25 protein-coding genes are annotated in these 23955 nt (G+C 48.7%); 11 read left to right on the top strand and 14 right to left on the bottom strand.

The window, feature by feature from the left end; translation table 11 throughout:
• Positions 1-48 precede the first annotated feature (48 nt).
• The 5 genes from A8707_RS07130 to A8707_RS07110 all read right to left on the bottom strand — a co-directional run bounded on the left by A8707_RS07130 (position 49) and on the right by A8707_RS07110 (position 4819).
• Positions 49-228, bottom strand: coding sequence for a Sec-independent protein translocase subunit TatA/TatB (locus A8707_RS07130; RefSeq protein ID WP_068816116.1), 180 nt, complete (start codon positions 226-228; stop codon positions 49-51).
• A gap of 111 nt (positions 229-339) precedes the next feature.
• Positions 340-1290 carry a GDP-L-fucose synthase family protein gene (locus A8707_RS07125; protein ID WP_068816115.1) on the bottom strand — a complete coding sequence of 317 codons (951 nt, stop codon included), beginning with the start codon at positions 1288-1290 and terminating at the stop codon, positions 340-342.
• Positions 1291-1336: 46 nt separating this feature from the next.
• A complete protein-coding gene (gmd, locus tag A8707_RS07120) occupies positions 1337-2416 on the bottom strand; it encodes a GDP-mannose 4,6-dehydratase (RefSeq protein WP_068816114.1) in 1080 nt (359 codons plus the stop codon).
• Positions 2417-2840: 424 nt separating this feature from the next.
• Positions 2841-3545, bottom strand: a complete 705-nt coding sequence (locus tag A8707_RS07115; protein WP_068816113.1) for an undecaprenyl-phosphate galactose phosphotransferase family protein — start codon at positions 3543-3545, stop codon at positions 2841-2843.
• A 128-nt stretch (positions 3546-3673) separates the two neighbouring features.
• On the bottom strand, positions 3674-4819 hold the full coding sequence (locus A8707_RS07110; RefSeq protein ID WP_068816112.1) for a glycosyltransferase: 1146 nt from the start codon (positions 4817-4819) through the stop codon (positions 3674-3676).
• Between the two features lie 28 nt (positions 4820-4847).
• Here A8707_RS07110 and A8707_RS07105 point away from each other — a divergent pair, with 28 nt between their 5' ends.
• Positions 4848-5135 carry a hypothetical protein gene (locus A8707_RS07105; RefSeq protein WP_068816111.1) on the top strand — a complete coding sequence of 96 codons (288 nt, stop codon included), beginning with the start codon at positions 4848-4850 and terminating at the stop codon, positions 5133-5135.
• A gap of 51 nt (positions 5136-5186) precedes the next feature.
• Here A8707_RS07105 and A8707_RS07100 read toward each other — a convergent pair whose 3' ends face one another.
• Positions 5187-6956: an Rqc2 family fibronectin-binding protein gene (locus A8707_RS07100; protein ID WP_068816110.1), complete on the bottom strand. Its 1770-nt coding sequence runs from the start codon at positions 6954-6956 to the stop codon at positions 5187-5189.
• A 163-nt stretch (positions 6957-7119) separates the two neighbouring features.
• Between A8707_RS07100 and remA the strand changes: the two genes are divergently transcribed.
• Entirely contained in the window at positions 7120-7386 is a 267-nt protein-coding gene (gene remA, locus A8707_RS07095; RefSeq protein WP_068816109.1) for an extracellular matrix/biofilm regulator RemA, read from the top strand.
• A gap of 124 nt (positions 7387-7510) precedes the next feature.
• A complete protein-coding gene (gene gmk / locus A8707_RS07090; RefSeq protein WP_068816108.1) occupies positions 7511-8080 on the top strand; it encodes a guanylate kinase in 570 nt (189 codons plus the stop codon).
• A gap of 73 nt (positions 8081-8153) precedes the next feature.
• Here gmk and A8707_RS07085 read toward each other — a convergent pair whose 3' ends face one another.
• Entirely contained in the window at positions 8154-8564 is a 411-nt protein-coding gene (locus A8707_RS07085) for a response regulator (RefSeq protein WP_068816107.1), read from the bottom strand.
• A 214-nt stretch (positions 8565-8778) separates the two neighbouring features.
• On the opposite strand from A8707_RS07085, the gene A8707_RS07080 reads away from it, so the two are divergent.
• A complete protein-coding gene (locus A8707_RS07080) occupies positions 8779-9312 on the top strand; it encodes a universal stress protein (RefSeq protein ID WP_068816106.1) in 534 nt (177 codons plus the stop codon).
• Between the two features lie 366 nt (positions 9313-9678).
• The gene (locus tag A8707_RS07075) at positions 9679-10176 is read left to right on the top strand and encodes a universal stress protein (RefSeq protein ID WP_068816105.1); all 498 of its coding nucleotides are present in this window, start codon (positions 9679-9681) and stop codon (positions 10174-10176) included.
• Positions 10177-10184: 8 nt separating this feature from the next.
• Here A8707_RS07075 and A8707_RS07070 read toward each other — a convergent pair whose 3' ends face one another.
• From A8707_RS07070 to A8707_RS07060, 3 genes are all read right to left on the bottom strand, one after another.
• The gene (locus tag A8707_RS07070) at positions 10185-11675 is read right to left on the bottom strand and encodes a M16 family metallopeptidase (RefSeq protein WP_068816104.1); all 1491 of its coding nucleotides are present in this window, start codon (positions 11673-11675) and stop codon (positions 10185-10187) included.
• A 27-nt stretch (positions 11676-11702) separates the two neighbouring features.
• A complete protein-coding gene (locus A8707_RS07065) occupies positions 11703-13262 on the bottom strand; it encodes a M16 family metallopeptidase (RefSeq protein ID WP_068816103.1) in 1560 nt (519 codons plus the stop codon).
• A 62-nt stretch (positions 13263-13324) separates the two neighbouring features.
• Complete coding sequence (locus tag A8707_RS07060) at positions 13325-13618, bottom strand: hypothetical protein (protein WP_068816177.1); 294 nt, start codon at positions 13616-13618, stop codon at positions 13325-13327.
• Between the two features lie 296 nt (positions 13619-13914).
• Between A8707_RS07060 and A8707_RS07055 the strand changes: the two genes are divergently transcribed.
• Positions 13915-14439 carry a photosystem I reaction center subunit XI gene (locus tag A8707_RS07055; protein WP_068816102.1) on the top strand — a complete coding sequence of 175 codons (525 nt, stop codon included), beginning with the start codon at positions 13915-13917 and terminating at the stop codon, positions 14437-14439.
• 5 nt (positions 14440-14444) lie between these two features.
• Here the strand turns inward: A8707_RS07055 and A8707_RS07050 are convergent, their stop codons facing one another.
• The gene (locus tag A8707_RS07050; RefSeq protein ID WP_068816101.1) at positions 14445-15770 is read right to left on the bottom strand and encodes a PhoH family protein; all 1326 of its coding nucleotides are present in this window, start codon (positions 15768-15770) and stop codon (positions 14445-14447) included.
• A gap of 180 nt (positions 15771-15950) precedes the next feature.
• Between A8707_RS07050 and A8707_RS07045 the strand changes: the two genes are divergently transcribed.
• A complete protein-coding gene (locus tag A8707_RS07045) occupies positions 15951-18212 on the top strand; it encodes an FdhF/YdeP family oxidoreductase (protein WP_068816100.1) in 2262 nt (753 codons plus the stop codon).
• 77 nt (positions 18213-18289) lie between these two features.
• On the opposite strand, the gene A8707_RS07040 is transcribed toward A8707_RS07045, so the two are convergent.
• Together A8707_RS07040 and A8707_RS07035 are read right to left on the bottom strand one after the other, a co-directional pair.
• Positions 18290-18490, bottom strand: a complete 201-nt coding sequence (locus tag A8707_RS07040) for a chlorophyll a/b-binding protein (RefSeq protein ID WP_068816099.1) — start codon at positions 18488-18490, stop codon at positions 18290-18292.
• A gap of 99 nt (positions 18491-18589) precedes the next feature.
• Entirely contained in the window at positions 18590-19648 is a 1059-nt protein-coding gene (locus A8707_RS07035) for an agmatinase family protein (RefSeq protein ID WP_068816098.1), read from the bottom strand.
• Between the two features lie 168 nt (positions 19649-19816).
• On the opposite strand from A8707_RS07035, the gene A8707_RS07030 reads away from it, so the two are divergent.
• From A8707_RS07030 to hisC, 3 genes are read left to right on the top strand one after another with little or no spacing between them, the layout of a single operon-like run.
• On the top strand, positions 19817-20710 hold the full coding sequence (locus A8707_RS07030) for an NAD(P)-dependent oxidoreductase (protein ID WP_068816097.1): 894 nt from the start codon (positions 19817-19819) through the stop codon (positions 20708-20710).
• Between the two features lie 4 nt (positions 20711-20714).
• Positions 20715-21650, top strand: a complete 936-nt coding sequence (locus tag A8707_RS07025; protein WP_068816096.1) for a CE1 family esterase — start codon at positions 20715-20717, stop codon at positions 21648-21650.
• Between the two features lie 30 nt (positions 21651-21680).
• Positions 21681-22730 (top strand): histidinol-phosphate transaminase, encoded by a 1050-nt coding sequence (hisC, locus tag A8707_RS07020; RefSeq protein WP_068816095.1) that lies wholly within the window; start codon positions 21681-21683, stop codon positions 22728-22730.
• 91 nt (positions 22731-22821) lie between these two features.
• Here hisC and A8707_RS07015 read toward each other — a convergent pair whose 3' ends face one another.
• Entirely contained in the window at positions 22822-23049 is a 228-nt protein-coding gene (locus A8707_RS07015) for a hypothetical protein (RefSeq protein WP_068816094.1), read from the bottom strand.
• A gap of 416 nt (positions 23050-23465) precedes the next feature.
• On the opposite strand from A8707_RS07015, the gene A8707_RS07010 reads away from it, so the two are divergent.
• Positions 23466-23939, top strand: a complete 474-nt coding sequence (locus tag A8707_RS07010) for a 3'-5' exonuclease (RefSeq protein WP_231947966.1) — start codon at positions 23466-23468, stop codon at positions 23937-23939.
• Positions 23940-23955 lie beyond the last annotated feature (16 nt).

Raw genomic sequence — 23955 nt, 5'->3', positions numbered from 1 at the left:
GCTTACTCAAATCCCCAACTTTTCTTGAAGAGTCGGGGATTTTTTGAACTAGCCTTCGTAATCGTGATCGGGCTTGTCGGGTTCTTCTTCAGCTTTAGTCATGCCTTCTTTAAAGCTCCGCAGCGTCTTACCAAATGCGCCGCCAAGTTCAGGGATCTTCTTGGGACCAAAAATCAAAAGTGCGACGACACCAACAATGACAACTTCTGTCCAGCCCAGATTAAACATGCAGTCTCCTGTGAATCGTCTCCTATCACTATAGAACGGCAAACGGGGTTGTCTCAATAGAATTGTGGGAGTTGCTGAATTCAGATCTGAATTCAGCAACTTTCTCTGAACTTAGTCAGCGTGTTGGCGATACCACGCGATCGTGTTTCTCAATCCTTCCTCAAAGCCAATTTGTGCGGTGAACCCAAAGGCGGCTTTGGCTCGATCGGTGTCTAAACATCGTCGAGGTTGACCGTTTGGCTGATCGGTTTGCCAAACAATTTCGCCCTTAAACTCCATCAACTCGCAGATCAGCGCAATCAAGTCTCGAATCGAGATTTCATATCCCGTCCCCAAGTTCACCGGGTCAGGGGCGCTATAGAATTGAGTCGCCATCGTGATGCCTCGCGCGGCATCGTCTGAGTAGAGAAACTCACGAGTCGGGCTGCCATCTCCCCAAACTGGAAGTTGGCGATCGCCGCGCTGCTGTGCCTCATAAACCTTGCGAATTAGCGCCGGAATCACATGAGAACTGCGCGGATCAAAGTTATCTTCAGGACCATAGAGATTGACGGGCAGCAGGTAAATGCCGTCAAAGTCATATTGCTGACGATAAGCCTGAAGCTGCACCAGCAGCGCCTTTTTAGCGATTCCATAAGGCGCGTTGGTCTCTTCGGGGTAGCCGTCCCAAATATCATCCTCCTTAAACGGAACCGGGGTAAATTTGGGATAGGCGCAAATCGTGCCAATGCACACAAACTTTTGCACCCCAGCTTGATAAGCGGCGTGAATCAGTTGAGTGCCCATCATCAAATTGTCGTAAAACAACTCGGCAGGCTTCTCACGATTTAGACCGATGCCCCCAACGTGAGCCGCCATGTGAATCACGATATCCTGCTGGTCTACTGCCCGTTGGCAATTTTCCATTGTTTTTAGATCGCAATCGCGCGATCGCGGCACCGTGATTTTCTGTAGGTCAGCCCCTACTAAAGCCAACTGGCTGACAACCTGACGACCTAAAAAGCCCGCTCCGCCAGTCACTAAAATCCGCTTATCTCTAAGATCTAACGTGGTTGAGGTCATGGTCTAGACTTTCTTTTGTATGAGGTTTAGTGAGAGCTGTCCACCCTTAAAACGACACACTGCTCTCAAGATTCTCGCGAATCGTTGCCAGGTCTTGAATCGCAGGGATGCTGTTGCCCGAAGAATGAATGCCCAAAGCGCCTAAATCTCCCTCGACCATCAGACGAACGAGTTCTTGGAATGTGACGGAGGGTTCCCAGCCTAGCTTTTGTTTGGCTTTAGCCGGGTCGCCAATTAGCAGATCGACCTCCGCAGGGCGTAAATAGCGCTCATCAAACTCAACATAGTCTTGCCAATCAAGATTGACGTGACCGAATGCCAGGTCTAAAAATTCTTTAATCTCGTGGGTTTCGCCCGTGGCAACCACATAATCGTCAGGCTGGTCTTGTTGCAGCATTAGCCACATGGCTCGAACGTAATCTTTGGCGTAGCCCCAATCCCGCTTAGAATCCAAGTTGCCCAGGAAGAGTTTCTTTTGTTTTCCGGCGACGATGCGAGCAACTGCCCGTGTGATTTTGCGCGTCACAAAGGTCTCACCCCGTCGGGGAGATTCGTGATTAAACAAGATCCCATTGCAGGCAAACAGGTCATAAGATTCACGGTAGTTCACCGTTTGCCAGTGAGCGTAGACTTTGGCACACGCGTAAGGACTGCGAGGATAGAACGGAGTCGTTTCGACTTGGGGAACTTCTTGCACTTTGCCAAACATTTCTGACGAACCCGCTTGATAAAAGCGAACTTCAATGCCTGTGCGGTGCTGATAGTCGCGAATTGCCTCTAGCAGACGCAACGTTCCCATTCCAACCGAATCTGCTGTGTATTCAGGAGAGTCAAAGCTAACGCGAACGTGAGATTGGGCACCTAAATTGTAGATTTCGACGGGTTTAACGTCTTCTAAGATGCGACGTAGGGTGGTGCCATCGGTCAGATCACCATAGTGAAGAAATAACTGTGCGCCCTCAACGTGAGGATCTTCGTAAATGTGGTCGATGCGATCGGTGTTAAAGGTCGAGGTGCGGCGAATGATGCCATGAACCTCATAGCCCTGCTCTAACAGCAGTTCACTTAAATAAGAGCCGTCTTGACCTGTGATGCCCGTTAATAGTGCTCGCTTACGCTGCGTCATTCTTGAGTGTCCTCGTTATAAAACTGCCGTGAAAACGCTAACTAGATGTCATCCTCGATCTGCGTTCGCTTAAATATAACCTCGATCGAGGCTCAAACCGCACCCCTAGTAATCCCACCCTTAGAAGGTCAATCAATACTTCACCTAACGCAAGACCTTTGCTATGTAAAGCGGTGATCCTATTTGGATAGTCATAACCGACCCCTAGGAGTAAGCAGGGGACGCACTGATAAAAGATACGTCACCTCAGTAAGTGATCCGGACGTGATACCTAATTGTTTCTTGAATGTGGCTGATCCCTGCGGGATTGACAACCTGCCCTTGATCGACGCGTTGAGTTCGCCACGATCGCCCAAAAATAAACCCCTCGAATGCTTGGCAATCAGGGGCATTGAGGGGTTCATTGTGTTCAAATAATCAAGCGTTAGTAGGCTCCGTTATTTTTGGGAAAGACAACTACTCCGATCGTTTTTACAACAATCCACAAATCCATCCAAAAATTTCTGGCGTTTGCGTAGTAAAGATCCATCCGAACTCTTTGTGGATAAGGAATGTCATTGCGACCAGACACTTGCCACAAACCAGTGATCCCTGGACGGATTGTTAAGACTCGATCGAGGTGAGAGCCATATCGAGGCAATTCTTCAACGACGAGCGGACGAGGACCTACTACACTCATGTCGCCCATCAAAACATTCCAAAACTGGGGAAACTCATCTAAGCTAGTGACCCTCAAAAAATGACCAATCCACGTAATGCGAGGATCATATTTAAGCTTAAAGTTGTCCTCAAATTCTTGGCGCAGTTGAGGAGAGGTTTCGATCATTTCCATCAACAGTTCGTCAGCATTGACGACCATCGTTCTAAATTTGATGCATTCAAAGCGCTTGTAGTTTTTCCCGACCCGCTCCTGCACATAAAAGATAGGACCCGATGAACTGACAGCAATCAGTAAAGCGAGCAGCAGATAAACCGGGGAAAAGAAAATCAAAACCGTGAGCGAAAAAACAATATCGAACAGTCGTTTAGAGACTTTTCTGTCTACCGCGTCAAGGATAAACGATCGTATCCCCCGCTTCACGAATGTCCGAATCAACTTACCGGAGATGAGTTGGCTTTCGGCAGTCATCTTACTCCTTTACACTTCCACACCACACACAGTCCTGATCATAAAGCCATAGACCGCTTATGCAACGTTTTTGCTCCTGAGTACATGAGCAATTTTTCTTAAATCGAACTGCAAATCATAAAAAATAATTAAGAATTTCTAATCTGAAACTCTTGGTGAGCGTGCTCAAGGAACGATAAATAGCGCTGTTGAAAGATTGTAGGGTGAAACAAGAGCGCATGGTCGCGCAGAATCTCAGGCTCAACGTTCTTTTGATGCTGCTCAAAAACATTCACCGCCTCGACGATCGCGTCCTCGGTTTGACGTGGAAACAAAATTCCGGTTCCTTGACGATCGTGGTGTCGCAGATCTCGCACCGTCTCTAACGTGCCGCCTGCTCCATAGGCGATGACAGGAGTTCCACACGCTTGAGCCTCAACAGGAGCGATGCCAAAATCTTCGTAGGCAGCGTAAACAAAAGCTTTTGCCCGGGACATATAGCGTTCGACAACCTCATCAGGTTGCCATCCCAAGACCTGCACATTGGGCTTTGCAATTTGCTGAATTTGTGATAGTTCAGGTCCGCTGCCGATCACGACGAGGGGCAAACCTAGTTGATTAAACGCCTGGACAATCAAAGAAATTTTTTTGTAGCTGACCAACCGGGAGACGGTGACGTAAAAATCTTCTTTTTGAGATTGAAAGGGAAAGCGATCGACGGCAACGGGCGGGTAAATCACCTCTGCGGGACGGCGGTAATATCGCCAAATTCGTCGGGCAGTGTTTTTAGAATTGGCAATAAAATAATCGACTCGATTGGCAGACAGCACATCCCACTGACGCAGCCGATGGAGCAGGTAGCGAGTCAAAACTCCAGGCGCACCATGACCTAGCTTGCTGCTGTCAAGATAGTCAAACGTCAAATCCCAGGCATAGCGCATGGGGGCGTGACAATAGCAGACGTGAAGCTGATGAGGAGCGGTAAGAACGCCTTTAGCGACCGCATGAGATGAGGACAAAACCACATCATAGGCGCGGAGATCAAGCTGCTCGATCGCCAACGGCAAAAAGGGTAAATATTTCTGCACTCCGCTGCGAGCAAAGGGAAAGTGCTGAAGAAACGTGGTTCCGATCGATCGCTGATAGAGATAGCTACTGGGATTTACCGACTCAAAATCGATCAGCGCGTAGAGATCTGCATCAATGTGCTTGAGGATTTCTTGCACCACTAGCTCTGACCCGCCTGTAGCCTTGGGCGTTAACCATTCATGAACAAGGGCGTAGTTGAGGGTCACAGTTAGGAGGGGCGATCGGGCTTGAAGCTTGCATCATATCAAGGGGCGATCGCGAATCGCTCAAATCGCACAAACTTTAAGCGCTGTATTTCCAGAAAAGCCTACGACCAAAAAAGAGCCAGCCTCGTCAGAAGCTGGCTATGAATCAACCTGTTGTTTTACGGTGGAGAAAACCAAACTGCGCGTTCCTAAACATGCAGCGGGTCTACAGGGTCATCAAGCCCCGATCGTTCGATATTGTAACAATAAACACAAACCTTTTGTCACGAAACTTCATCGATTCCTGACCTATCTATCTCTGATGGTGGATGAATGAAACGGGATTCGCCACTGCAAAACCGTGCGGAGACGTTCCATCGAAGAGTCTCTATGGGGTGGGGCTGGAGGTGGGTTGGGCAAGGTAGCGACTGGCGCGCTGGGGCTGTCCCCAAATGATGCGTTCTTGTTTATAAATTGCGATGCCAGGTTTGGCTCCTTTGGGTTTATAGACGTGGCGAGGCTCTGTGTAGACGACGGGAACCTGTTCGCTCTGGCGCGATCGACTATAGTAAGCCGCCATGTCAGCTACAAATTGCAAATCAGCGTCGTCGGCGACGGCTCCAGGCTCTAGACGCAGCAAAACGTGGCTCCCCGGAATCTCTTGGGTGTGAAACCAGAGATCATAGTCATTTGCCTCTCTGAACGTTAAGTGATCATTTTGGCGATTGTTGCGTCCAACCAGGAGGTCAAATCCTCCGGGAGTTTTGAATCGGTAGGGATGACTCGCCAAATCGTCTTTGCTGACCTCTTTACGATCCTCTTTACGATAGTCTGACCCTTCCATATAGCCCTGCTGAATCAGTTCATCTTTGATTTCTTCGAGGGCTTCTAAATCGTCTGAGGTTTGATAGTCGTTAAACTGCTCGATCGCCGCTTCGACTTGTTCTAAATAATCGATTTCGTCCTGCACCGCGTTTAATAAAGGTTCGGTTGCGGCACGGGTTCGCCTTAATTTTTGGTGACGCTTATAGAGAGCTTGCGCGTTTTGAACCGCGTTTTTTTCGGGATTGAGCGGAATCGTCACAGGCTTCTCAGTTTCAAAATCGAGTAGCTCGATCGCTTTCATACCCGGTTTCCACTCGTGCAGATTCGCCATCAGCAAATCGGCTTGCTGCTTGGATTGATCGGCTCGATCGGACTGATCCAATCGACTCGAAAACGTCTCTGCTTTGACGCGCAGCTTGCTCAACACATTGTCTAGCTTCTGTCGAATTTGATGACGCAGTTGGCTAAATTCTTGACGATTGAGATGGTCAGTGTAGTAGCGATCGACGACTTCCTCAACCGTGTCGGTTCGCTGAGTCAGGCTCCAGCCCATCACGGTGTAGCCATCTGCCGTCCAGCCAGGTTGAAAGTCACCATTTTCTAACGTCTTGAGCCAGGTTTGCCAGCAAGTGAAGAGACGCTGCCACTCCGCGTCGGTCAACGTTTCGGTAAGATGATCGGGTTCTATATCTGCGGTATCTAACATCGATAGCAGCAACGCAGAACTGAGTCCTCGATAGCTTTTGATCAGATTTCGACGAATCGCACCGGGAATCAGGCTGACGCGCGATCGCCAACTTTCTGGTGTCTCGCTCAACGTCGGCGCAGGATCGGTGAGGGCGGGCGGCAACTCGTAGGGCTGTCCGGTTTGAATCGGACGGACGCTCGACTGATTGGCGCTGACTTGATGCGCTGCTGTGACGATCAGATTGTCTCGATTTGCCAAAATCACATTGCTATATTTGCCCATAATCTCAACATAGAGATGCCAGAGGGCGGGGTCTCCAGGGCGGCGAGAAAACTGCAAATCGATCGCGCGTTCCCACGGTGAGACAGGCTCGATCGCGACTAGCGCCAGCCCACCTAATTGATGAATCAACTGCTGACTAAACGTAAAAGTGTCAGGCGTTCGGGGTGGCGGACTGCTAATGCTCAATCGAGCGGCTTGAGGATGCCAAGAGATCGTCAGCCAACTGCGTTGATTGACGGTGCGAAGTGCCAGACAGAGCGTAAAGCGATCGCGCTGATAGACCTGCTCCAGTCGGGCAGGCAGCCAGGTAGTGCGAAGTTCACCGCAGAGGGCTGTGAGGGTTGTAAAGTCAACAGGTTGCAAGGGATTTTTAGAAAAAGTTGGGACTGATACTCAAAAGATTAGAAGTCTAGAACAGCGGATTTCCTCTGTTTCAAGTTAGGTTTCACCTTGTTGCGAGTTTTTTTTATAGATACGATGAAAAACAACTCCCTTATTCATTGCCTTCTGCGGAAGTCAGCTTCTTATGACGGACATCAAACTGGTCAACATTGGATTCGGTAATATTGTGTCCGCTGGGCGAGTGGTGGCGATCGTCAGCCCAGAATCTGCCCCCATTAAGCGTATCATCACCGACGCAAGAGAGGAGAAGAAACTCATTGATGCCACCTATGGCAGACGCACCCGCGCCGTCATTATTGCTGACTCTGGACACGTTATTCTCTCGGCAATTCAGCCAGAAACCGTTGCCAATCGATTTACTCTCAGCAAAGATTCTCATGACGACGGTTAGAGGGCGACAAAAATAAAACCTTCTCGTAGACTGCGTCTTTCCCCCACCCTTTATGATTGCACGCTATACTCACTTAATCAGCAACATTGGGAACACTTAGCGCTAATCAATTTGAGGCAGGCACATGGGCAAGGGCAGATTGATTGTATTGACAGGACCCAGCGGAGTCGGAAAAGGAACGTTACTACGATCGCTCGTTCACCGACATCCTGACCTTTATGTGTCAGTTTCAGTAACCACGCGTGCCCCTCGTCAAGGCGAGGTGGATGGACAAAATTATTATTTTGTGACCCGTCCTCAGTTTGAGCGGATGGTGGCTCAAGGCGAATTGCTCGAATGGGCAGAGTTTGCCGGAAACTGTTATGGCACTCCTCGGAAAGCGGTTGAAGAGAAAATTCAAGATGACAAGTGGGTCATTCTAGAAATTGAGCTAGATGGCGCACGGCAAATTCGCAAAACGTTCCCTAGTGCTCTACGAATGTTTATTTTGCCCCCGTCATTGAGTGAGCTAGAAAATCGCATTCGAGGACGAGCACAAGATTCAGAAGACGCGATCACTCGTCGCCTAACCCATGCACGAGAAGAGCTAAGTGCTGCCAAAGAGTTTGACGTTCAAATCGTGAACGATGACTTTGAGGACGCATTGAGCAAAATCGAAACCGCTCTCTATGAGCCTGTAGCCGCTATCTGTTAGCAACCGTCAAGCGATCTGTCTCAGACAAACCGTTGTCTAAATCGCACAACCTAACGGTCAGGGCTGTCAATCCCTATACCCGCTCGACGGTCTTTTTTCGAGCACGTTCTAAAATGGCGTGAACTTGAGACAAAAGCTCATCGAACTCGATCGGCTTTCTCAAGAATCCCTCAACCTGAACACTCTTAGAAACCGTAGGCTGATCGTGACCTGTGACCATGACGATCGGGATAAATGGCAGTTCAATATTCTCTCGAATCTGCTGTGCGACTTCGTAGCCATTCATTCCGGGCATCATCACATCTAGTAAGACTAATTTAGGTGGGGCTGATTCAATTATGGCGAGTGCAGCCGCGCCGCTATCAGCCACTTCAACCTGGTAGCCTTCATCTTCTAAAAGCATTTGTAGCAAAAAAGAGTTATCAGCAACATCATCAACCACAAGAATGCGATCGGTGGAGGTAATAGAGGGTGAAAAATTCATAAGTCGATGCCGGGATTAATCTACTTGTTATGAGTCGATCATTTCAGTTTCTCTCAGCATCTGCCTCATGCGTAAGATAGATCATCTCTGCCTTGCTCAGGTAGACTTCCCTGGCTAACGCTCTTTGTCTCTTATCCTCACAAGTTCCTCAAATTGTTTCTCTATAGCTAGAGCTAGGGATAAAAAATCTTCGCTAATGGAGGCTAGAAACTCTATGTTTCAAAAGATCTTAATTGCGCTCGATCGCTCTGATAGCAGTCAGCAAGTTTTTGCCGAAGCCATTGCCTTGGCAAAAGCTACTCAAGCCTCTGTGATGTTGCTGCATGTGCTGTCTCCGTTTGATGGAGAATATCCAGGCTCAGTTTATCCTGCGATCGATGGAATCTATCCAGGGCTACATCGTGAGACGGTGCAAATCTATGCAAATCAGTGGCAAGAGTTTGAGCGAGAAGCCTTGGAGTCGCTACGATCGCTCAGTCAAACCGCGATCGCAGCCGGAGTTGCGGCAGAATTTAGCCAAAATTTTGGTGATCCGGGTCGCACGATTTGCGAGATTGCTCACACTTGGGGCGCAGATTTGATCATCGTTGGTCGTCAAGGTCGCTCTGGGCTAAGTGAATTTTTTGTCGGCAGTGTCAGCAACTATGTATTGCACCATGCGCCTTGCTCAGTGTTAACTGTTCAAGGATTGATGAAAGCGTCTCAATCAGACCATCAACCGCAGTCTAAAGCTGCGATCGTCCGTTAGAGGATGTCCAATGAACTCTGGGCGTTGCTGAATCGATCTATGAAGCACAGATTTTACCCTCACCCTAGCCCTCTCCCAAAAGGAGAGGGGACAGGAATTCTGGGTCCCTTCTCCCTAGGGAGAAGGGTTGGCGAGGGCTTGCCCCAATTCGTGAGGAGGGCATTTCATAGCTGCATTCAGCAACGCCGAACTCTGTTAGTGACTTGCGCGAAAATAGAAATCCTCGCTGCGTTTTCCGGGGTTTCGACTGCGCTCAACTCACTAGATACTCAACCTATTAGCTAAGAGTCGAGGGCTGAGCGAAGTCGAAGCCCGATCAGGTGGGACTCCATTAAACCGCAACTCACTTATTCATTGATGAGAGCCATGCTAGATAGAATTTTGATTGCGCTCGACAACGCTAAAAACCCGCAGCCTGTGTTCGCGACAGCGATCGCTTGGGCAAAAATAAACCACTCTCGCTTGCTGCTGTTAAACGTCTTATCTAATCAGATTCATAATGCTGAAACTCACTCAGAAGAATGGAGTTATCAGGTCAGCGATTTAGAAGAACTGCGATCGCTCTCTCAGGTCGTGAACAACGTGGGTTTGATGGCTGACATCGCTCAACCGCTCGGTCATGTAGGAAAAAAAATCTGCGAGATTGCGAATTCATGGGGAGCCGATTTGATCATTTTAGGACAGCCTGAACTGCCTGCTGAAGCAGAAGACCTGCTCAACGATGCGGGTCATTATGTAATCCACAATGCTTCTTGCCCAACCTTAGTAGTGCCTCATCAGACCGATCGAGGGTTTACCTCAACGATCAAGGCGGTTGACGAACACTATGCAGTCCAGAAATCTGCGGCGATGAGCAGTGTCTGATGTCTCTTTTAAAGTTGTTTGGGTTGCGGGATTGTGATGTCGATCGCCGTAACTTTTTGTCCCAAACTTGCAAGAGTCGGCTGAATTTCTTTTTGATTGCCGACAACAAGGGTCACAATTTTATTGGGTTGAAGATAGGTTTTGGCAACTCGTTGAATGTCAGCGATCGAGGTCGCTTCGATGGCTTTGCGATATTGAAAAATAAAGTCTTTGGGATAGCCAAAATATTCGTATCTCAAGAGTCGTGAAAGCGTCTGACTAGGATCTTGAAAGTTGAAGATAAACGAATTTAGCACCGAATCTTTTGCAAAGGCGAGTTCGCGCGTCGCGATAGGCTGAGTCCTAACTTTTTCTAACTCACCCAACACTGATTTGATAAAGGGAACGGTGGCATCCGATCGAGTCTGCCCTCCGGCAACAAACACCCCCGGAAAATCATACTGCGGACTCCAGCTTGCATACACAGAGTAGGCGAGACCCTGACGCGATCGCACCTCGTTAAACAGCCGTCCGCCAAACCCGCTTAACACCGCGTTCATCACCGACAACGCGGGATAATCAGGGCTATTTAACTGTCCGCCGAGATGACCCATTTGAATATAACTCTGCGTCAACAGCGGCTGATCGACGAAGAAAATCCCGCTTTGGTTCGCTTGGGCAACGTTGGGCAAGTCAGATTTTGGTGTTTGCAGGGTCGGATTCCAGATGCCAAATTTAGACTCGATTTGCGATCGCATCGTCTTGCTGTCAAAATCTCCCACGATTCCTAATAGCAGATTACTTGGACGAAAATATTGCTGATAAAACCCGATTAAATCGTCGCGCGAAATGGTCTCGATCGTGGCATATTCCACCACTCGCGCGTAAGGGCTTTTGTCACCATAAAGCAGCTTTTCAAACTCTCGCCCTGTGATGCCGTTGGGGTCATCATTTCGTCGAGCAATGCCCCCTTGAGTTTGCAGTTTTGCCAGATTAAACTTCTCAGGCGCAAACGCGGGTTGCTGAATGACTTCTGCAAATAAATTGAACACTTCAGATAAGTCTTCGCTGAGCGTGTCGAAGCTGGCACTCCCCGACGTGCTGCCGATGCCCGACTCGATCGAGGCGGCTCGTTGCTCTAGGATTTGGTTTAATTCATCTGGGGAATGGCTTTGAGTGCCACCCGATCGCATCACCGCTCCGGTTAAGCCTGCCAACCCGACTTTGCTACCCGGCTCAAAGCGATCGCCCGTCCGAATCAATGCAGTGCCGCTGACCAAAGGCAACTCATGATCCTCCATCAAGTAGACGACCATGCCATTTTTAAGCTCAAAACGGCTGTAGTCAGGAACTTTGATTGCGGGGGCGGGCGCTAATTTTAAGTCGGTGTAGTATTTAGCGGTGTCTGCTGAAGCCGGAAGCACGAGCGTCAACAATAATATGACGAGCGGCACCACAATAAATGTGAATACGAGAGTAATAATTCTGGCGATTCGTTGTTTGCGATCGGTCGTTTTCATAAAAAGTGCCTTTGATATAGATAGGGCTTAATTTCCTTGAGGAAGTATGCGTCCGATCGTGCGATTTTGACTCGTAAAGGTGGCTTGAGAAACTCGCTGAATATCGGCAGGCGTAATGGCAGCAATGGCATCGACTTGCTTAAACAAATTGCGCCAGCTTCCGGTTTTGATTTCGTATTCTAAAAGCGATTCTGCCATGCCAGAATTTGAGTCGAGCGATCGCAGCAGTCCGGCGCGAGCTTGGGTTTTAACGCGATCTAATTCTTGGGCAGAAACTGGCTCGGTTTTGAGGCGTTCGATCTGCGATCGTAATTCCGTCGAGACATCATCCACCGATTTTCCGGGAGCCGTCAGCGCATAAAACATGATTAACGTCGGATATTTATCTCCCGGAAATCCGTTAAAGCCTTGGGCGGTCAAGGCGACTCGCTTCTCTTCAACCAAGGTTTTATAGAGGCGAGACGTTCGCCCATCGCTGAGAAGACTGGCGATCGCTTCATAAACCACGCTATCGGGATGGCTCAAACTAGGACGGTGATAGCCTTCGAGATACCAGGGCTGGGAATTGAGCTTGAGAGTAACTTCTCTGGTTTGGGTTTGAGGTGGCTCGATCGCAGTGACTTCGGGCGGTTTGGGTTTGGCTTTATAGCGCCCAAAATAAGTTTGAGCTAGACGCTTCACTTCAACGGGGTTGACATCGCCAACGACTGCGATCGTCAAATTATTGGGCGTGTAGTGGGTGTCAAAAAATTGCTGCACGTCGGGTCGAGTCAGGTTGCGAATGTCTTGGTCGAACCCAATCACCGGGCGACGATAAGGATGCACTTGAAACGCAGCATTTAAGAAAACCTCGATCATTTGCCCGATCGGAGAGTTTTCAGTTCGCAGTCGTCGCTCTTCTAAGATGACTGCCTTCTCTTTATAAAACTCTCGAAACACCGGATCTAAAAATCGCTCTGATTCCAGCGACATCCAGAGTTCTAGTTTATTGGACGGAAAGCTGTAGAAATATCGAGTCGCTTCGCTAGAGGTGTTGGCATTCAGTCCTACGCCTCCCGACTGTTCGACGATGCGACCAAATTCGTTCTGCTTCACAAACTTTCCGGCAGCAGCTTCGGTTTGATCGAACTCTTGCTGTAAGCGGGTGCGAGTCGCCTGATCGCTCGTTGTCTGAATCTTTTCTGCCAGTTGATCCAAGCGATCGAGCAATGGCTTTTCAGCTTGATAATTGTCTGTCCCGATGCGCGTCGTGCCTTTAAAGGCGAGATGCTCTAAAAAATGGGCAACTCCTGTTTTTTTATCAGGTTCGTTTGCTCCGCCCACGTTGGCATAAGTGAGAAACGACACCACCGGAGCCTCGTGCCGCTCTAAAACAATAAACTTTAAGCCGTTATCGAGTTTGAATTCGGTGACTCGATCGATCACCCGATCTAAATAAGGCTGGATCGACTGAACGGGCGCTGTCTCTGGGGTTTGAGTTCGAGCGAGTGCGGCTTGAGGAACTACGCTCCAACTTAGGACGATCACCCACAAAACAGCTAAAAATCGATACATTTCTTGCATAATCCACTGCTCTAACTGACCCATAAAAGCGCATACTTAGCACTCTTCTCAGGATAGTGAGTTTTGGCAGGTTTATAACAAGTGGACTAATCTCGACGAAAGCTGCTGTAGCGATAAAAGATATACGTGTCAAACAAAGCGCCGACCATCCCACAGGCACCGCCAATGACAAGCGACCCTTCTAGCGCTTTGCCGCTCCCAAACGTTTGCAAAAACGACAAAATTGACCCCGACGACCATTGGCTAAACCCATCAAGCCCTGGAATGAGACCCATTACTATCAGCCCCGCGATCGCGCTACCCACCAATAAGAGAGGGGTGAGAAAGCTAACTAGGCTGGTCAAAAACAAGGAACGCAGATAAATAGGTGGTAGATTCATATCCGTTGAAAACCCTAAGTGCATATAGAACGGTTATGGACTTATAAAAATCTTTCCATAGCGTAAAGGAAATCATAGCGATCGTTCCTAATCTGCAAGGAATCTTAAATGTTCATAAAGAAACTAGATTTTGATCTCAATAGCGTCTCATAGATCTCACGATTAAGATGTAATCTACTTTACGGATAAGATTTCTAGAACAGAGTAGCTATCAAGCCTATATCTTTGGGGCGATGAAGTGCGGATTTCATCCTCGTAAAATTGACCAATCACTATCAATATGAGGAAACTTTTTTATGCAAGTCCTTAGACACCCAGAGGCAAATAACGATCCTAGAGACCCCCGAAATAAGGAGGTTGTCTTCGCAGCCTATGATATTCAAAACGGCAATTTAGCGACTCCGATTAATTCTTCGCCCTTGGTCAAAGCCTATATTAATAGTCTTCCTGCCTATCGATCGGGGTTGTCTCCTCTCCGTCGTGGGTTAGAAGTGGGCATCGCTCACGGCTATTGGATCTTAGGACCCTTCGCTAAACTGGGTCCGCTGAGAGACACCGATATTGCCAACTTGGCGGGGCTGTTGGCGACGATCGGGCTATTGATTATCTCGACCCTTGCTATTTCTCTCTACGCGGGCACCAACCCGCCTCAGCCAACGACGACGATCACGACTCCTAATCCTCCAGACGCGTTTAAATCAGAGCATGGCTGGAACGAGTATGCAGGGGGATTTTTGATCGGGGGCGTAGGCGGCGCAGCGTTGGCTTACTTCCTGTTAACCAACATCTCACTGTTTAAGAACTTCGTGACGGGATTGTAAGATTTTTAGAGGAGAGCAGCGGCGCGATCGGCTAACCCCGATCGCTCTCCTTTAAGTAACGAAATGTGACCTGCTAACGGCTCATTCTTGAAGCGCTCTACAACATAGGTGAGTCCGTTGCTAGCCGCATCGACGTAGGGGTTGTCAATCTGATCAGGGTCGCCTGTCAACACAACTTTGGTGCCTTCACCTGCGCGGGTGAGAATCGTTTTAACCTCGTGAGGCGTAAGGTTTTGGGCTTCATCGACGATTAAGAACTGCTTGGGAATGGTGCGTCCGCGAATGTAGGTGAGTGGCTCAATTTGGAGCAAGCCACGCTCGATCAGTTCCTCGTGACCATGCCGCCAGTGATCGGGTCTGCCTGTCGAATCTTGAGTGCCCAAAATCAGATCGAAATTGTCATAAAGCGGCTGCATCCAGGGAGTCAATTTTTCGTTGACATCACCGGGCAAAAAGCCCAAATCTTTACCCATTGGCACAACGGGGCGGGAGATTAACAATCGACTGTAAAGCCGCTCATCCGCAACTTTTTGCAGACCTGCGGCGATCGCTAACAGCGTTTTTCCCGTTCCGGCTTTGCCCACCAACGTTACCAGCGAAACCGAATCTCGCAGCAGCAAATCGAGTGCAAAACTCTGCTCACGGTTGCGAGGGCTGATGCGAGACACCCCACTGCGAGACAGTTTGGTAATCGGAACTACTTTGCCACTGGTTCCTTCGACGATGCCTAATGCGGTGTGATTGGGGTTTGATTCATCAATCAGCGTCAGCCCTTGGTTTGGAAAGAAATCGCCCTCGACGGTGACTCCGCCAAATCTAAACAAGCGATCGATGTCGTCTGGGCTGACCACGATGATGTCCATGCCGACATAAAGATCATCGACATCGACTTTATCGGTTTTATAATCTTCAGCCGTTAGCCCCAGCGCGTCGGCTTTGATCCGCAAATTAATATCTTTGCTGACCAACACAACAGGGGAGTTACACTGCCGCTTTAGCTCTAGAGAGACGGCAAGAATGGCGTTATCGGCTTTGTCCCCTTCTAATTCTGGCGGAAGTTCTAGCAGGGTTTCTCGATGGCACAGCGCGACCTGCAAAGAGCCGCCTTCGTTGATTGAAATGCCTTCGGTCAAACGCCCCTTGCTTCTCAGATCATCCAACATTCGAGAAACCTGACGAGCATTTCGTCCTGTGATTTCGGGTTGTTTTTTGAAGCGATCGAGTTCTTCGATAATCGTAATAGGCAGCACTACATCGTTGTCCTCAAACCGCAGCATCGCAGATGGGTCGTGCAGCAGGACATTGGTATCGAGAACGAACGTTTTCTTCATGAAGGATTGGGCGATCGTAGAGAGTTTTTGGAGTGATTCATCATCCTACATCGGTCTGAGGGTCGCGATTTTGATTTCTTCACAAGTTTCTCAAGGTTGTGTGCTGAATCTCTCGGTCGACCCATTCCAAAATCTCTCTATTTCGAGTAGGTTTGGTAAAGAATATCACCATTCAAAAGCATGGATAGTCAGAATCTCCAGCCCGTTCCTCCCTTTCATGACAAAAATGAGGAGACACCCGCGATCGGCGGCGGTTTGCCTGTGATCGAATATTGGGCAGAACACACGCTCTCACCTGAAGGTGCAAAACTTTGGGAAACTCTGCTTCACAAAAGTGCCTGTCTGTCTTGCTCTTGGGGCACTGGGGGGCAGAAAGGAGGCTTTACCAACGAGACTGGCGAAAAGCTTCAGCGCTGTATGAAAAGCGTTGAGGCAATCTCAGCAGAAATCAAGCCAGCAGTTCCGGCAGAAGTGTTTCAACAGCGCAGCGTTCAGGCGCTTCAGCAACTCACTTCACTCGAAGCCGATCGCCTGGGACGGCTGAGTTTTCCGATGATCTTGAGAGCGGGCACGTCGCACTATGAGCGCATCTCCTGGCAAGAAGTCTATGAGATTGCGGAAAAGGCGTTTCGCAAATCACCTGATCGGGTTGCGTCCTATAGTTCAGGTCGATCGTCGAATGAGGCGGCTTTTTTACTGCAATTGATGATGCGATCGCTGGGTTCTAATAATCTGGCTGACTGCTCTGATTTGTGTCACGCCCCTTCAACGTTTGCCCTCAAACAGATGTTTGGGACAAACACATCGGTGGTGAGTTTAGAGAGTCTTAAGCAGTCCGATTGTGTGGTTTTAGCGGGTGCAAATTCTGCTTACAACCATCCGCGATTGATGAATGAATTGATTAAACTGCGCGATCGCGGCGGCAAAGTGATTGTAATCAATCCCATGATGGAGATTGGATTGGTTAAGTTTGGCTCGCCAGCGTTTCCAGTCAAATCTTTAATTCCTGGATCGGATATTTCTTCACTGTATTTGCAGCCGATTCCAGGTAGCGATGTAGCGTTGTTTGTGGGCATCCAAAAATCGTTAATCGATCGGGGATTGATCAAGACAGAATTTCTCACAGCTCACACCGAAGGCTGGGAAGCCGTGGTTGAAGAAGCTCGATCGACGAGTTGGGACACCATCACTTCAACCTGTGGAGTTTCTCAACCCGAAATCGAAGCAGCCGCGACCATTATCGGCAACGCGAAAGGAGTCGTGTTTGGGTGGGCAATGGGAATCACTCAGCACGAAAATGGAGTCGATAACGTCTTTAGTCTTTGCAACACTGCGCTGATTACTGGCAACATCGGCAGAGAAGGCGCAGGAGTGATGCCTGTGAGAGGGCATTCAAACGTCCAGGGCTTTGGCTCGATGGGCGTGACGACTCAAACCCTTAAAAAAGGTCTGCAAGACGCATTAGAGAGATTATTAGGACATCCCCTGAGTGAAGTGAAGGGATACGACACTCGTGATCTAATCGAAGCGGCTGACCAAGACAAAGTAGACACATTAATCTGCTTGGGTGGCAACTTGTATGGTGCAAATCCTGACTCGACTCAGGCAAAGCGATCGCTGAGCAAAATCGACACCATTATCTATCTAGCAACCAAGCCAAACATTGGACATTTTCACGGACTCGCCAAACAGACGACGATCGTGCTTCCGGTGCGAAATCGATTTGAGAATCCCTACAAAACGACGACCGAATCGGGCAATAACTTTGTGCGATTGAGTGACGAGGGCGAGACGCATCTCAAAGACGCAGACTTGATTGCTGAAGTCGAGTTTTTGACCGAGCTAGCTCACCGAATCCACGGCGAATATCCAGTAGACTGGCGTAAACTGCGCGATCCAAAGTTTGTCCGAAAGCTAATATCCGAGACGGTTCCCGGATACGAGAAACTTGGAACGATCGACGAGACTAAAGAAGAATTCACGATCGCAGGACGCATTCTCACTGAGCCTAAATTCTCAACCCCATCGGGGAAAGCCTCACTGGTTACAACGCCACTACCAACGTTGACGTTACCCGACGCACAATCATTTAACAAATCAAATCCGAAGGGAATTGTGGTCGCGATTATGACAGGTCGCAGCTATTCTCAACACAACACCGTCGTTTATAAAATTGACGACAAATATCGAGGGATGCCTCACCGAAACTGTATTTTGATGAATCGGTCGGACGCAGAAATCGCGGACTTGAGCGAACATCAGCGTGTGACCGTACAAGGGGATGCTGGCAAGCTAGAGCAGGTCGAAGTCATCTATGGTGCCGTGCGTCCCGGAGCCGCCGTAATGTTTTATCCAGAGGTGAATGTGATCTTCAAAGCAAACGTTGAGACTCGATCGGGCACGCCCTCATTTAAGCGGGTTCCAGCCCTGGTTCACGCATGAACGCTCGACAGAATTGCTGCGAAGTGCGGCTTCAGACACCTGTAAACCAATCAAGGTAATTGGCTCAAGCCATCTAATTACTTGATCAGATTCAAAACATCACGCAGAACGCTGAAGCCTGCAAGATCCCAAAGCAAGTAGGCAACAAACCCAATCATGGCTAAACGCCCGTTCCACAGTTCGGCTTGAGGCTTGAAACCAAAGAGGAACGCATTGCGATCGACCCCGTTATATTCGTTCGTGGTAGAAGCAGGACTGGTCGTTTTGTTGGACTGCATGATTTACTTTCCTTAACATTCCGTTACAACAAGATACTATCACAGATTTGATTTTTGCTGCTTGGCTCCAAAGGAATTTAAAACTCAAAGTAGCGATTGTCAAACAGGCTGATTGCGCTTCGACAATCCCATCAGATTGCACAGTTTATAGACGGCTCTTGCCCCGACATTGCCATCCCATTCGCCATCGCCCACTTCAACCACGTCAAACCCAACAATCTGCCGCCCACTTTCAACGACCTCGCGAAACAAACAAATCGTTTGCTCTAGCTCTAGACCTCCCGGAACTGGAGTGCCTGTGTTGGGACAAAGTTTAGGGTCAAGTCCGTCGATATCAAAACTGATATAGACGTGCTGCGGCAATTCTGCGACGATTTGTTTGCACATCTCTAGCCACGAAATACCCGCGTAGAGTTTTTGCTTGAGCATCGGGTCGTAGTAGGTAGACACCCGCCCGTTCGAGGATTGAATTAGGGTCATTTCGTCGTGACAAATATCGCGAATGCCAACCTGAACGAGCTTAGATAGTTGCGGCAGTTTCAGCGCATTAAACATAATCGAGGCGTGAGAAAACTCAAACCCTTCATAGGCATCTCGCAAATCGGCATGAGCATCAATGTGCAAAATTCCGAAGTCGGGGTAACGATCGGCGATCGCTCGAATCGCACCCAACGGAACACTGTGATCGCCGCCAATCACTGCGACCTGCTTGCCTTGATTCATGGCGGCTTGAGTCTGGTCAAATAGCCATTGATTCACGGTCTGACATTCTTGATTAAGGGTGTGTAAAACCTGCACTAAATCGGGATCATCTTCAACTCGTCGCCCCTGTTCCATCTGTTCAATAATTCGGGTCGCGTCTTGTCTTAACGCCTGACTTTTTTGCTGAATCTGATCGTCAATTTCGACCATAAAAATGCCTTGCTTCCAACCATCGGGATAGTCAAAATCATAGACATCTAGCTGGCGCGAAGCATCCAAGATTCGGCGCGGTGCGGCAGCGGTGCCTGCTCGATAAGAAACCGTTACCTCCCACGGCACACCGATCACAATGATGTTGGCTGACTCGTAATCAAAGGGCAACCCTAACAAATTTCCGTTATCGACTCCGATCTCATTCGGGTCGAAGGTTTGCAGAATCTCTTCTCTCGTCGCCATTTGAGTGTGTCCTTAGTCTTTCTCTCAGTTTATCTTTCTCCACAGACTTCAGGTTTCGGTAGTCAGATGAAACCTGCCTTGAGATACAGTTTTCCTATCGATCGACCCGTCAGACTGAGTGAAGAGTAAACACTGCATTGACCTAAACCACTTCACCAGAGATAAATCATGGATCAGCACATTGGCTTTATCGGTTTAGGAAACATGGGATTGCCAATGGCAACCAATTTGCTGGATTCGGGCTATTCGCTTCGGGTTTATAACCGATCGCCTGAAAAAGCACAGCCACTCCTTGCGAAAGGAGCCAAGCTTGTCCACACGCCCGCAGAAGTCGTGGAGTCACGGGGATTAGTGATCACCATGTTGGCAAATGACCAGGCGCTAGACGATGTAGTGATGGGCGAAAACGGTATTATCAACCGATTAGGAGCAGACGGCATTCACTTATCGATGAGTACGGTGTCTCCGGCAACCTCTAAGAAATTAGCCGAACAGCACGATCGCCAGGGTTCTCACTATCTAGCTGCCCCCGTGTTTGGTCGCCCCGATGCTGCCGCCGCTCGAAAACTGTGGATTGCTCTTTCTGGCAGTGCAGCCGCAAAAGAGCGCGTAAAACCTGTTTTAGACCAGTTGGGGCAAGGCGTGTTTGATTTTGGAGACGCAGCAGAGTCTGCAAATGTCGTCAAGTTAACGGGAAATTTTTTGATTATTAGCGCGATCGAGGCAATGGCAGAGGCATTCACGCTGGCAGAAAAGAATGGGGTCGATCGCGAACAGCTTGCTCAGTTATTCGGTCAAACGTTATTCGCCTGTCCGATCTATCAAAACTATGGGCGAATGGTTGCCCAGCAGCAATATGAACCCGCTGGATTCAAGCTCTCATTGGGTTTGAAAGATGTCACTCTAGCGCTGCAAACCGCACGAGAAAGTCAGATGCCCATGCCGCTAGCGAGTCTGCTGCACGATCGTCTCTTAGCAGCCGTTGCAAATGGCAAAGGCGACCTTGATTGGACAGGGTTAGCGCTGAGTGCGTCTGAAGAAGCAGGCTTAAAACAAGGTTAACGGTGTGATTCGATTTCAAACAACTCTGACTCAATGGGTTCTGCTGTTGATGTTGATTGGCATCTCGACTGGATGCCGCAATCAAGCTACGGCAGAAGGCTTTCAGTCTCTAACTCCTGTCTCTAAACCTTCTCGATCGACTGCACGTCCCGGCAATGAGGTTGGCAGCCTTACGCACAAAGGGCAACCCCGAACTTACGTCTTACACACTCCAAAGTCTTATCGGTCTGATCGTCCGCTTCCGATCGTGATTGCCTTTCACGGCTATGGCTCGCAGGGCAAAGATCTGGCAGCGAGTAGCGGACTGAATGACCTCGCGGATCAGCAAGGATTTTTGGTCGTTTACCCTGACGGACTCGATCGTCGCTGGAATTTGAGCCAATCCCTATTCAGCCAGGTCGATGATGTCGGGTTTGTCTCTGCCCTAATCGATCATCTCACTCAGATTCGAGCCGTTGACTCCCGACGAATTTATGCAATGGGAGTCTCGAATGGTGGATTTTTGGTGCAGCGTTTGGCGTGTGAATCTTCCAGTCGCATTGCAGCATTTGCCTCAGTGGTTGCCACCTTACCCGCATCGCTGCAAACCAACTGCAAGGCATCGCGTCCAGTGTCGATGCTGATGACGAATGGCACCGACGATCGCAAAGTGCCTTGGCAAGGAGGTCGTTTGTCTTATGGAGAAATCCTCTCAGTGCCAGCCTCGATCGAGTTTTGGCAACAGCGCAATCAATGCAGTACAAAATCCAGGATCAAACGAGCCGTGAACGATCGGGTAGATATCGATCGCCATCCCAACTGTCAAGCCGGATCAGAAGTCGAACTCGTCACCCTCAAAGGCGTAGGACATCTGTTTCCGAGAGGCGGATCAGGACCAAACTCACTGATTAACGGCAGTGAAGAAATCTGGACGTTCTTTCAACGACATCCCCTAAAATAGAGGGTCTTACTCCACCAGATTGAACCCGTCATGACCTCTTACTTTCGTCCTAGCGTTGATGCGATCGCGGGCTACGTTCCCGGTGAGCAGCCCAAGCCAGGAACACCCATCATTAAGCTCAACACCAACGAAAATCCTTATCCTCCATCTCCTGCCGCGATGGAGGTGCTGCGGACTTTAGACAGTGAGTGGCTGCGACGCTATCCAGATCCATTTGCGAATGAGTTTCGTCAAGCGGCAAGCGATGCGTTAGGGGTTCCAGCAGATTGGATGATTGTTGGCAACGGCAGCGATGACTTATTAAATGTGATCATTCGCACCTGTGCAGAACTGGGGCGTAAAGTCGTTTACCCCACTCCAACGTATGTGTTGTATCAGACGTTAACCGAGGTGCAGGTTGCTGAACCCGTCGAAGTGCCTTATGGCGATGATTATGCGTTACCGATCGAGGAACTCGTTGCGGCAGATGGTGCCGTCACTCTGATTGCTACACCGAATAGTCCTTCAGGTCATAGTGTCTCGATCGCTAATCTTCGAGAATTAGCCGCTCGATTATCAGGCGTATTAGTCATTGATGAAGCATACGTTGACTTTGCTGATCAGACAGCGTTACCACTCGTGAAAGAATTCAACAACGTAATTATCACTCGCACATTATCGAAAGGATATTCTCTAGCAGGGTTACGGCTCGGTTTTGGCATTGCAAATCCGACTCTGTTGAGTGGATTGTTTAAGGTAAAAGATAGCTATAATATTGACGCGATCGCGTGCGCGATCGGAGCGGCTGCGATGCGAGATCAGTCCTATAAAAACAGATGTGCAGAACGAGTTAAATCATCTCGTTCAACCCTGTTTTCTGCTCTCAAAAATCTTGGCTTTGGGCTGTGGGAGTCTCAAGCTAACTTTCTGCTCACACAGCCTCCTACGGGAAATGCAGAGCAGCGTTATCTCGCACTGAAAGAAAAGGGAATTTTAGTGCGCTATTTTAACCGATCGGGTTTGTCAGACAAATTGCGGATCACGATCGGCACCGATGAACAAAATCAACAATTGGTTGAAACCCTGATGCATCTCGTGTGAATTAAGGGCGACAGACATCTTTAGAATTTGCTAAACACAAGTCTTGAAGAGCGTAAAACCGCCTAAGGCTATGGGCACCTCAAGCCGGTGTTCACATATCCGCTGGGGTTACTTTGGTGTGCAGTTCAACCAAAGCATCGCGCTGAAACCGCAACACACGAGACAGTGAATTTCGGGAACTCTCAGAGGTAAAAACAGATAGAGTAATATTGTTCAAATCTGGATCGATGACACGTTTCACGGTACAAATCTGCATCTTGTTGTTGCAATAAGCAATGATGCGATCGCCAGACTCTATATTGACTGCTTGAATTTTCAATGGAAACTCAACCTTTGTAGTGAATTGACCCAGGCAGTTGCCTCTAAAACTTCTGCTGGGAGTGTATGTAATGGGCTAGCTTCTTCTTCTGAGCCTTGTCAGAGAGCGGTTAATTTCTTTTAGCACTTAAAGAACTCGGCACTCGGTATCCCACTTTGTTAATCTATATGTTGCTGATTATACCTTAAAAAGTCGATTTTCGTTGAACTCAATGTCTATTTGTCAACATACCTTTTGCTGAAAGTTGCTCTGAACAAGTAAAGTAAGGTCGATTGATGAGTTAGAGAGGACTTGCGGATGAATGAGACTTTTGCAACCCTGTCAGCTAGTTGGTTAGAGTGGATCATCGTATTTAGCTATTTGTCGTTTACGTTTTTTATCGTATGGCGCGTGTTGGGCAGCAAATAAAATCGTTTGTGGCATTAGATTTTGAGACGGCAGATCATGGGAGAGACAGCGCTTGCTCGATCGGGCTAATTCGCGTCGAAGATAATCAGATTGTGCAGCGAGTTCATGCGTTGATTCGTCCGCCTCGCCGATCTTTTCGGTTTTCTTATGTTCACGGCATTCATTGGCGCGATGTCGAAGATCAGCCGACCTTTGGTGAGCTGTGGGAGACGCTGACACCTTTACTTCAAGGGGTTGAATTTATTGCGGCTCATAATGCCAGTTTCGATCGAGGAGTGCTTTATGCCTGTTGCGATGCCTATAGCATTCCTCACCCATCTCAACCGTTTGTTTGCACCGTGCAGCTTGCTCGTCAAACTTGGAGAATCTATCCCACTAAACTCCCTGATGTGTGTCAACACCTCGACATTGATTTGTTGCATCACCACGCGCTTTCAGATGCAGAAGCCTGCGCTCGAATTGTGATCGCTGCTAGTTCTTAAACGATAGAGTAGACCT

Origin of the sequence: Phormidesmis priestleyi BC1401, assembly GCF_001650195.1 — a bacterium.
Taxonomy (GTDB): domain Bacteria; phylum Cyanobacteriota; class Cyanobacteriia; order Leptolyngbyales; family Leptolyngbyaceae; genus Phormidesmis_A; species Phormidesmis_A priestleyi_B.
This window is presented reverse-complemented; position numbering and strand designations above follow the sequence as displayed.

Excerpts from the sequence above, each read along its gene's own strand:
- A8707_RS07030 (WP_068816097.1), top strand. The coding sequence starts at position 19,817 with ATGGATCAGCACATTGGCTTTATCGGTTTAGGAAACATGGGATTGCCA.
- A8707_RS07130 (WP_068816116.1), bottom strand. The coding sequence starts at position 228 with ATGTTTAATCTGGGCTGGACAGAAGTTGTCATTGTTGGTGTCGTCGCA.
- A8707_RS07115 (WP_068816113.1), bottom strand. The coding sequence starts at position 3,545 with ATGACTGCCGAAAGCCAACTCATCTCCGGTAAGTTGATTCGGACATTC.
- A8707_RS07085 (WP_068816107.1), bottom strand. The coding sequence starts at position 8,564 with ATGAATTTTTCACCCTCTATTACCTCCACCGATCGCATTCTTGTGGTT.
- A8707_RS07080 (WP_068816106.1), top strand. The coding sequence starts at position 8,779 with ATGTTTCAAAAGATCTTAATTGCGCTCGATCGCTCTGATAGCAGTCAG.
- gmk (WP_068816108.1), top strand. The coding sequence starts at position 7,511 with ATGGGCAAGGGCAGATTGATTGTATTGACAGGACCCAGCGGAGTCGGA.
- A8707_RS07045 (WP_068816100.1), top strand. The coding sequence starts at position 15,951 with ATGGATAGTCAGAATCTCCAGCCCGTTCCTCCCTTTCATGACAAAAAT.
- gmd (WP_068816114.1), bottom strand. The coding sequence starts at position 2,416 with ATGACGCAGCGTAAGCGAGCACTATTAACGGGCATCACAGGTCAAGAC.
- A8707_RS07040 (WP_068816099.1), bottom strand. The coding sequence starts at position 18,490 with ATGCAGTCCAACAAAACGACCAGTCCTGCTTCTACCACGAACGAATAT.
- A8707_RS07060 (WP_068816177.1), bottom strand. The coding sequence starts at position 13,618 with ATGAATCTACCACCTATTTATCTGCGTTCCTTGTTTTTGACCAGCCTA.
- remA (WP_068816109.1), top strand. The coding sequence starts at position 7,120 with ATGACGGACATCAAACTGGTCAACATTGGATTCGGTAATATTGTGTCC.
- A8707_RS07065 (WP_068816103.1), bottom strand. The coding sequence starts at position 13,262 with ATGGGTCAGTTAGAGCAGTGGATTATGCAAGAAATGTATCGATTTTTA.
- hisC (WP_068816095.1), top strand. The coding sequence starts at position 21,681 with ATGACCTCTTACTTTCGTCCTAGCGTTGATGCGATCGCGGGCTACGTT.
- A8707_RS07125 (WP_068816115.1), bottom strand. The coding sequence starts at position 1,290 with ATGACCTCAACCACGTTAGATCTTAGAGATAAGCGGATTTTAGTGACT.
- A8707_RS07075 (WP_068816105.1), top strand. The coding sequence starts at position 9,679 with ATGCTAGATAGAATTTTGATTGCGCTCGACAACGCTAAAAACCCGCAG.
- A8707_RS07055 (WP_068816102.1), top strand. The coding sequence starts at position 13,915 with ATGCAAGTCCTTAGACACCCAGAGGCAAATAACGATCCTAGAGACCCC.
- A8707_RS07070 (WP_068816104.1), bottom strand. The coding sequence starts at position 11,675 with ATGAAAACGACCGATCGCAAACAACGAATCGCCAGAATTATTACTCTC.
- A8707_RS07050 (WP_068816101.1), bottom strand. The coding sequence starts at position 15,770 with ATGAAGAAAACGTTCGTTCTCGATACCAATGTCCTGCTGCACGACCCA.
- A8707_RS07035 (WP_068816098.1), bottom strand. The coding sequence starts at position 19,648 with ATGGCGACGAGAGAAGAGATTCTGCAAACCTTCGACCCGAATGAGATC.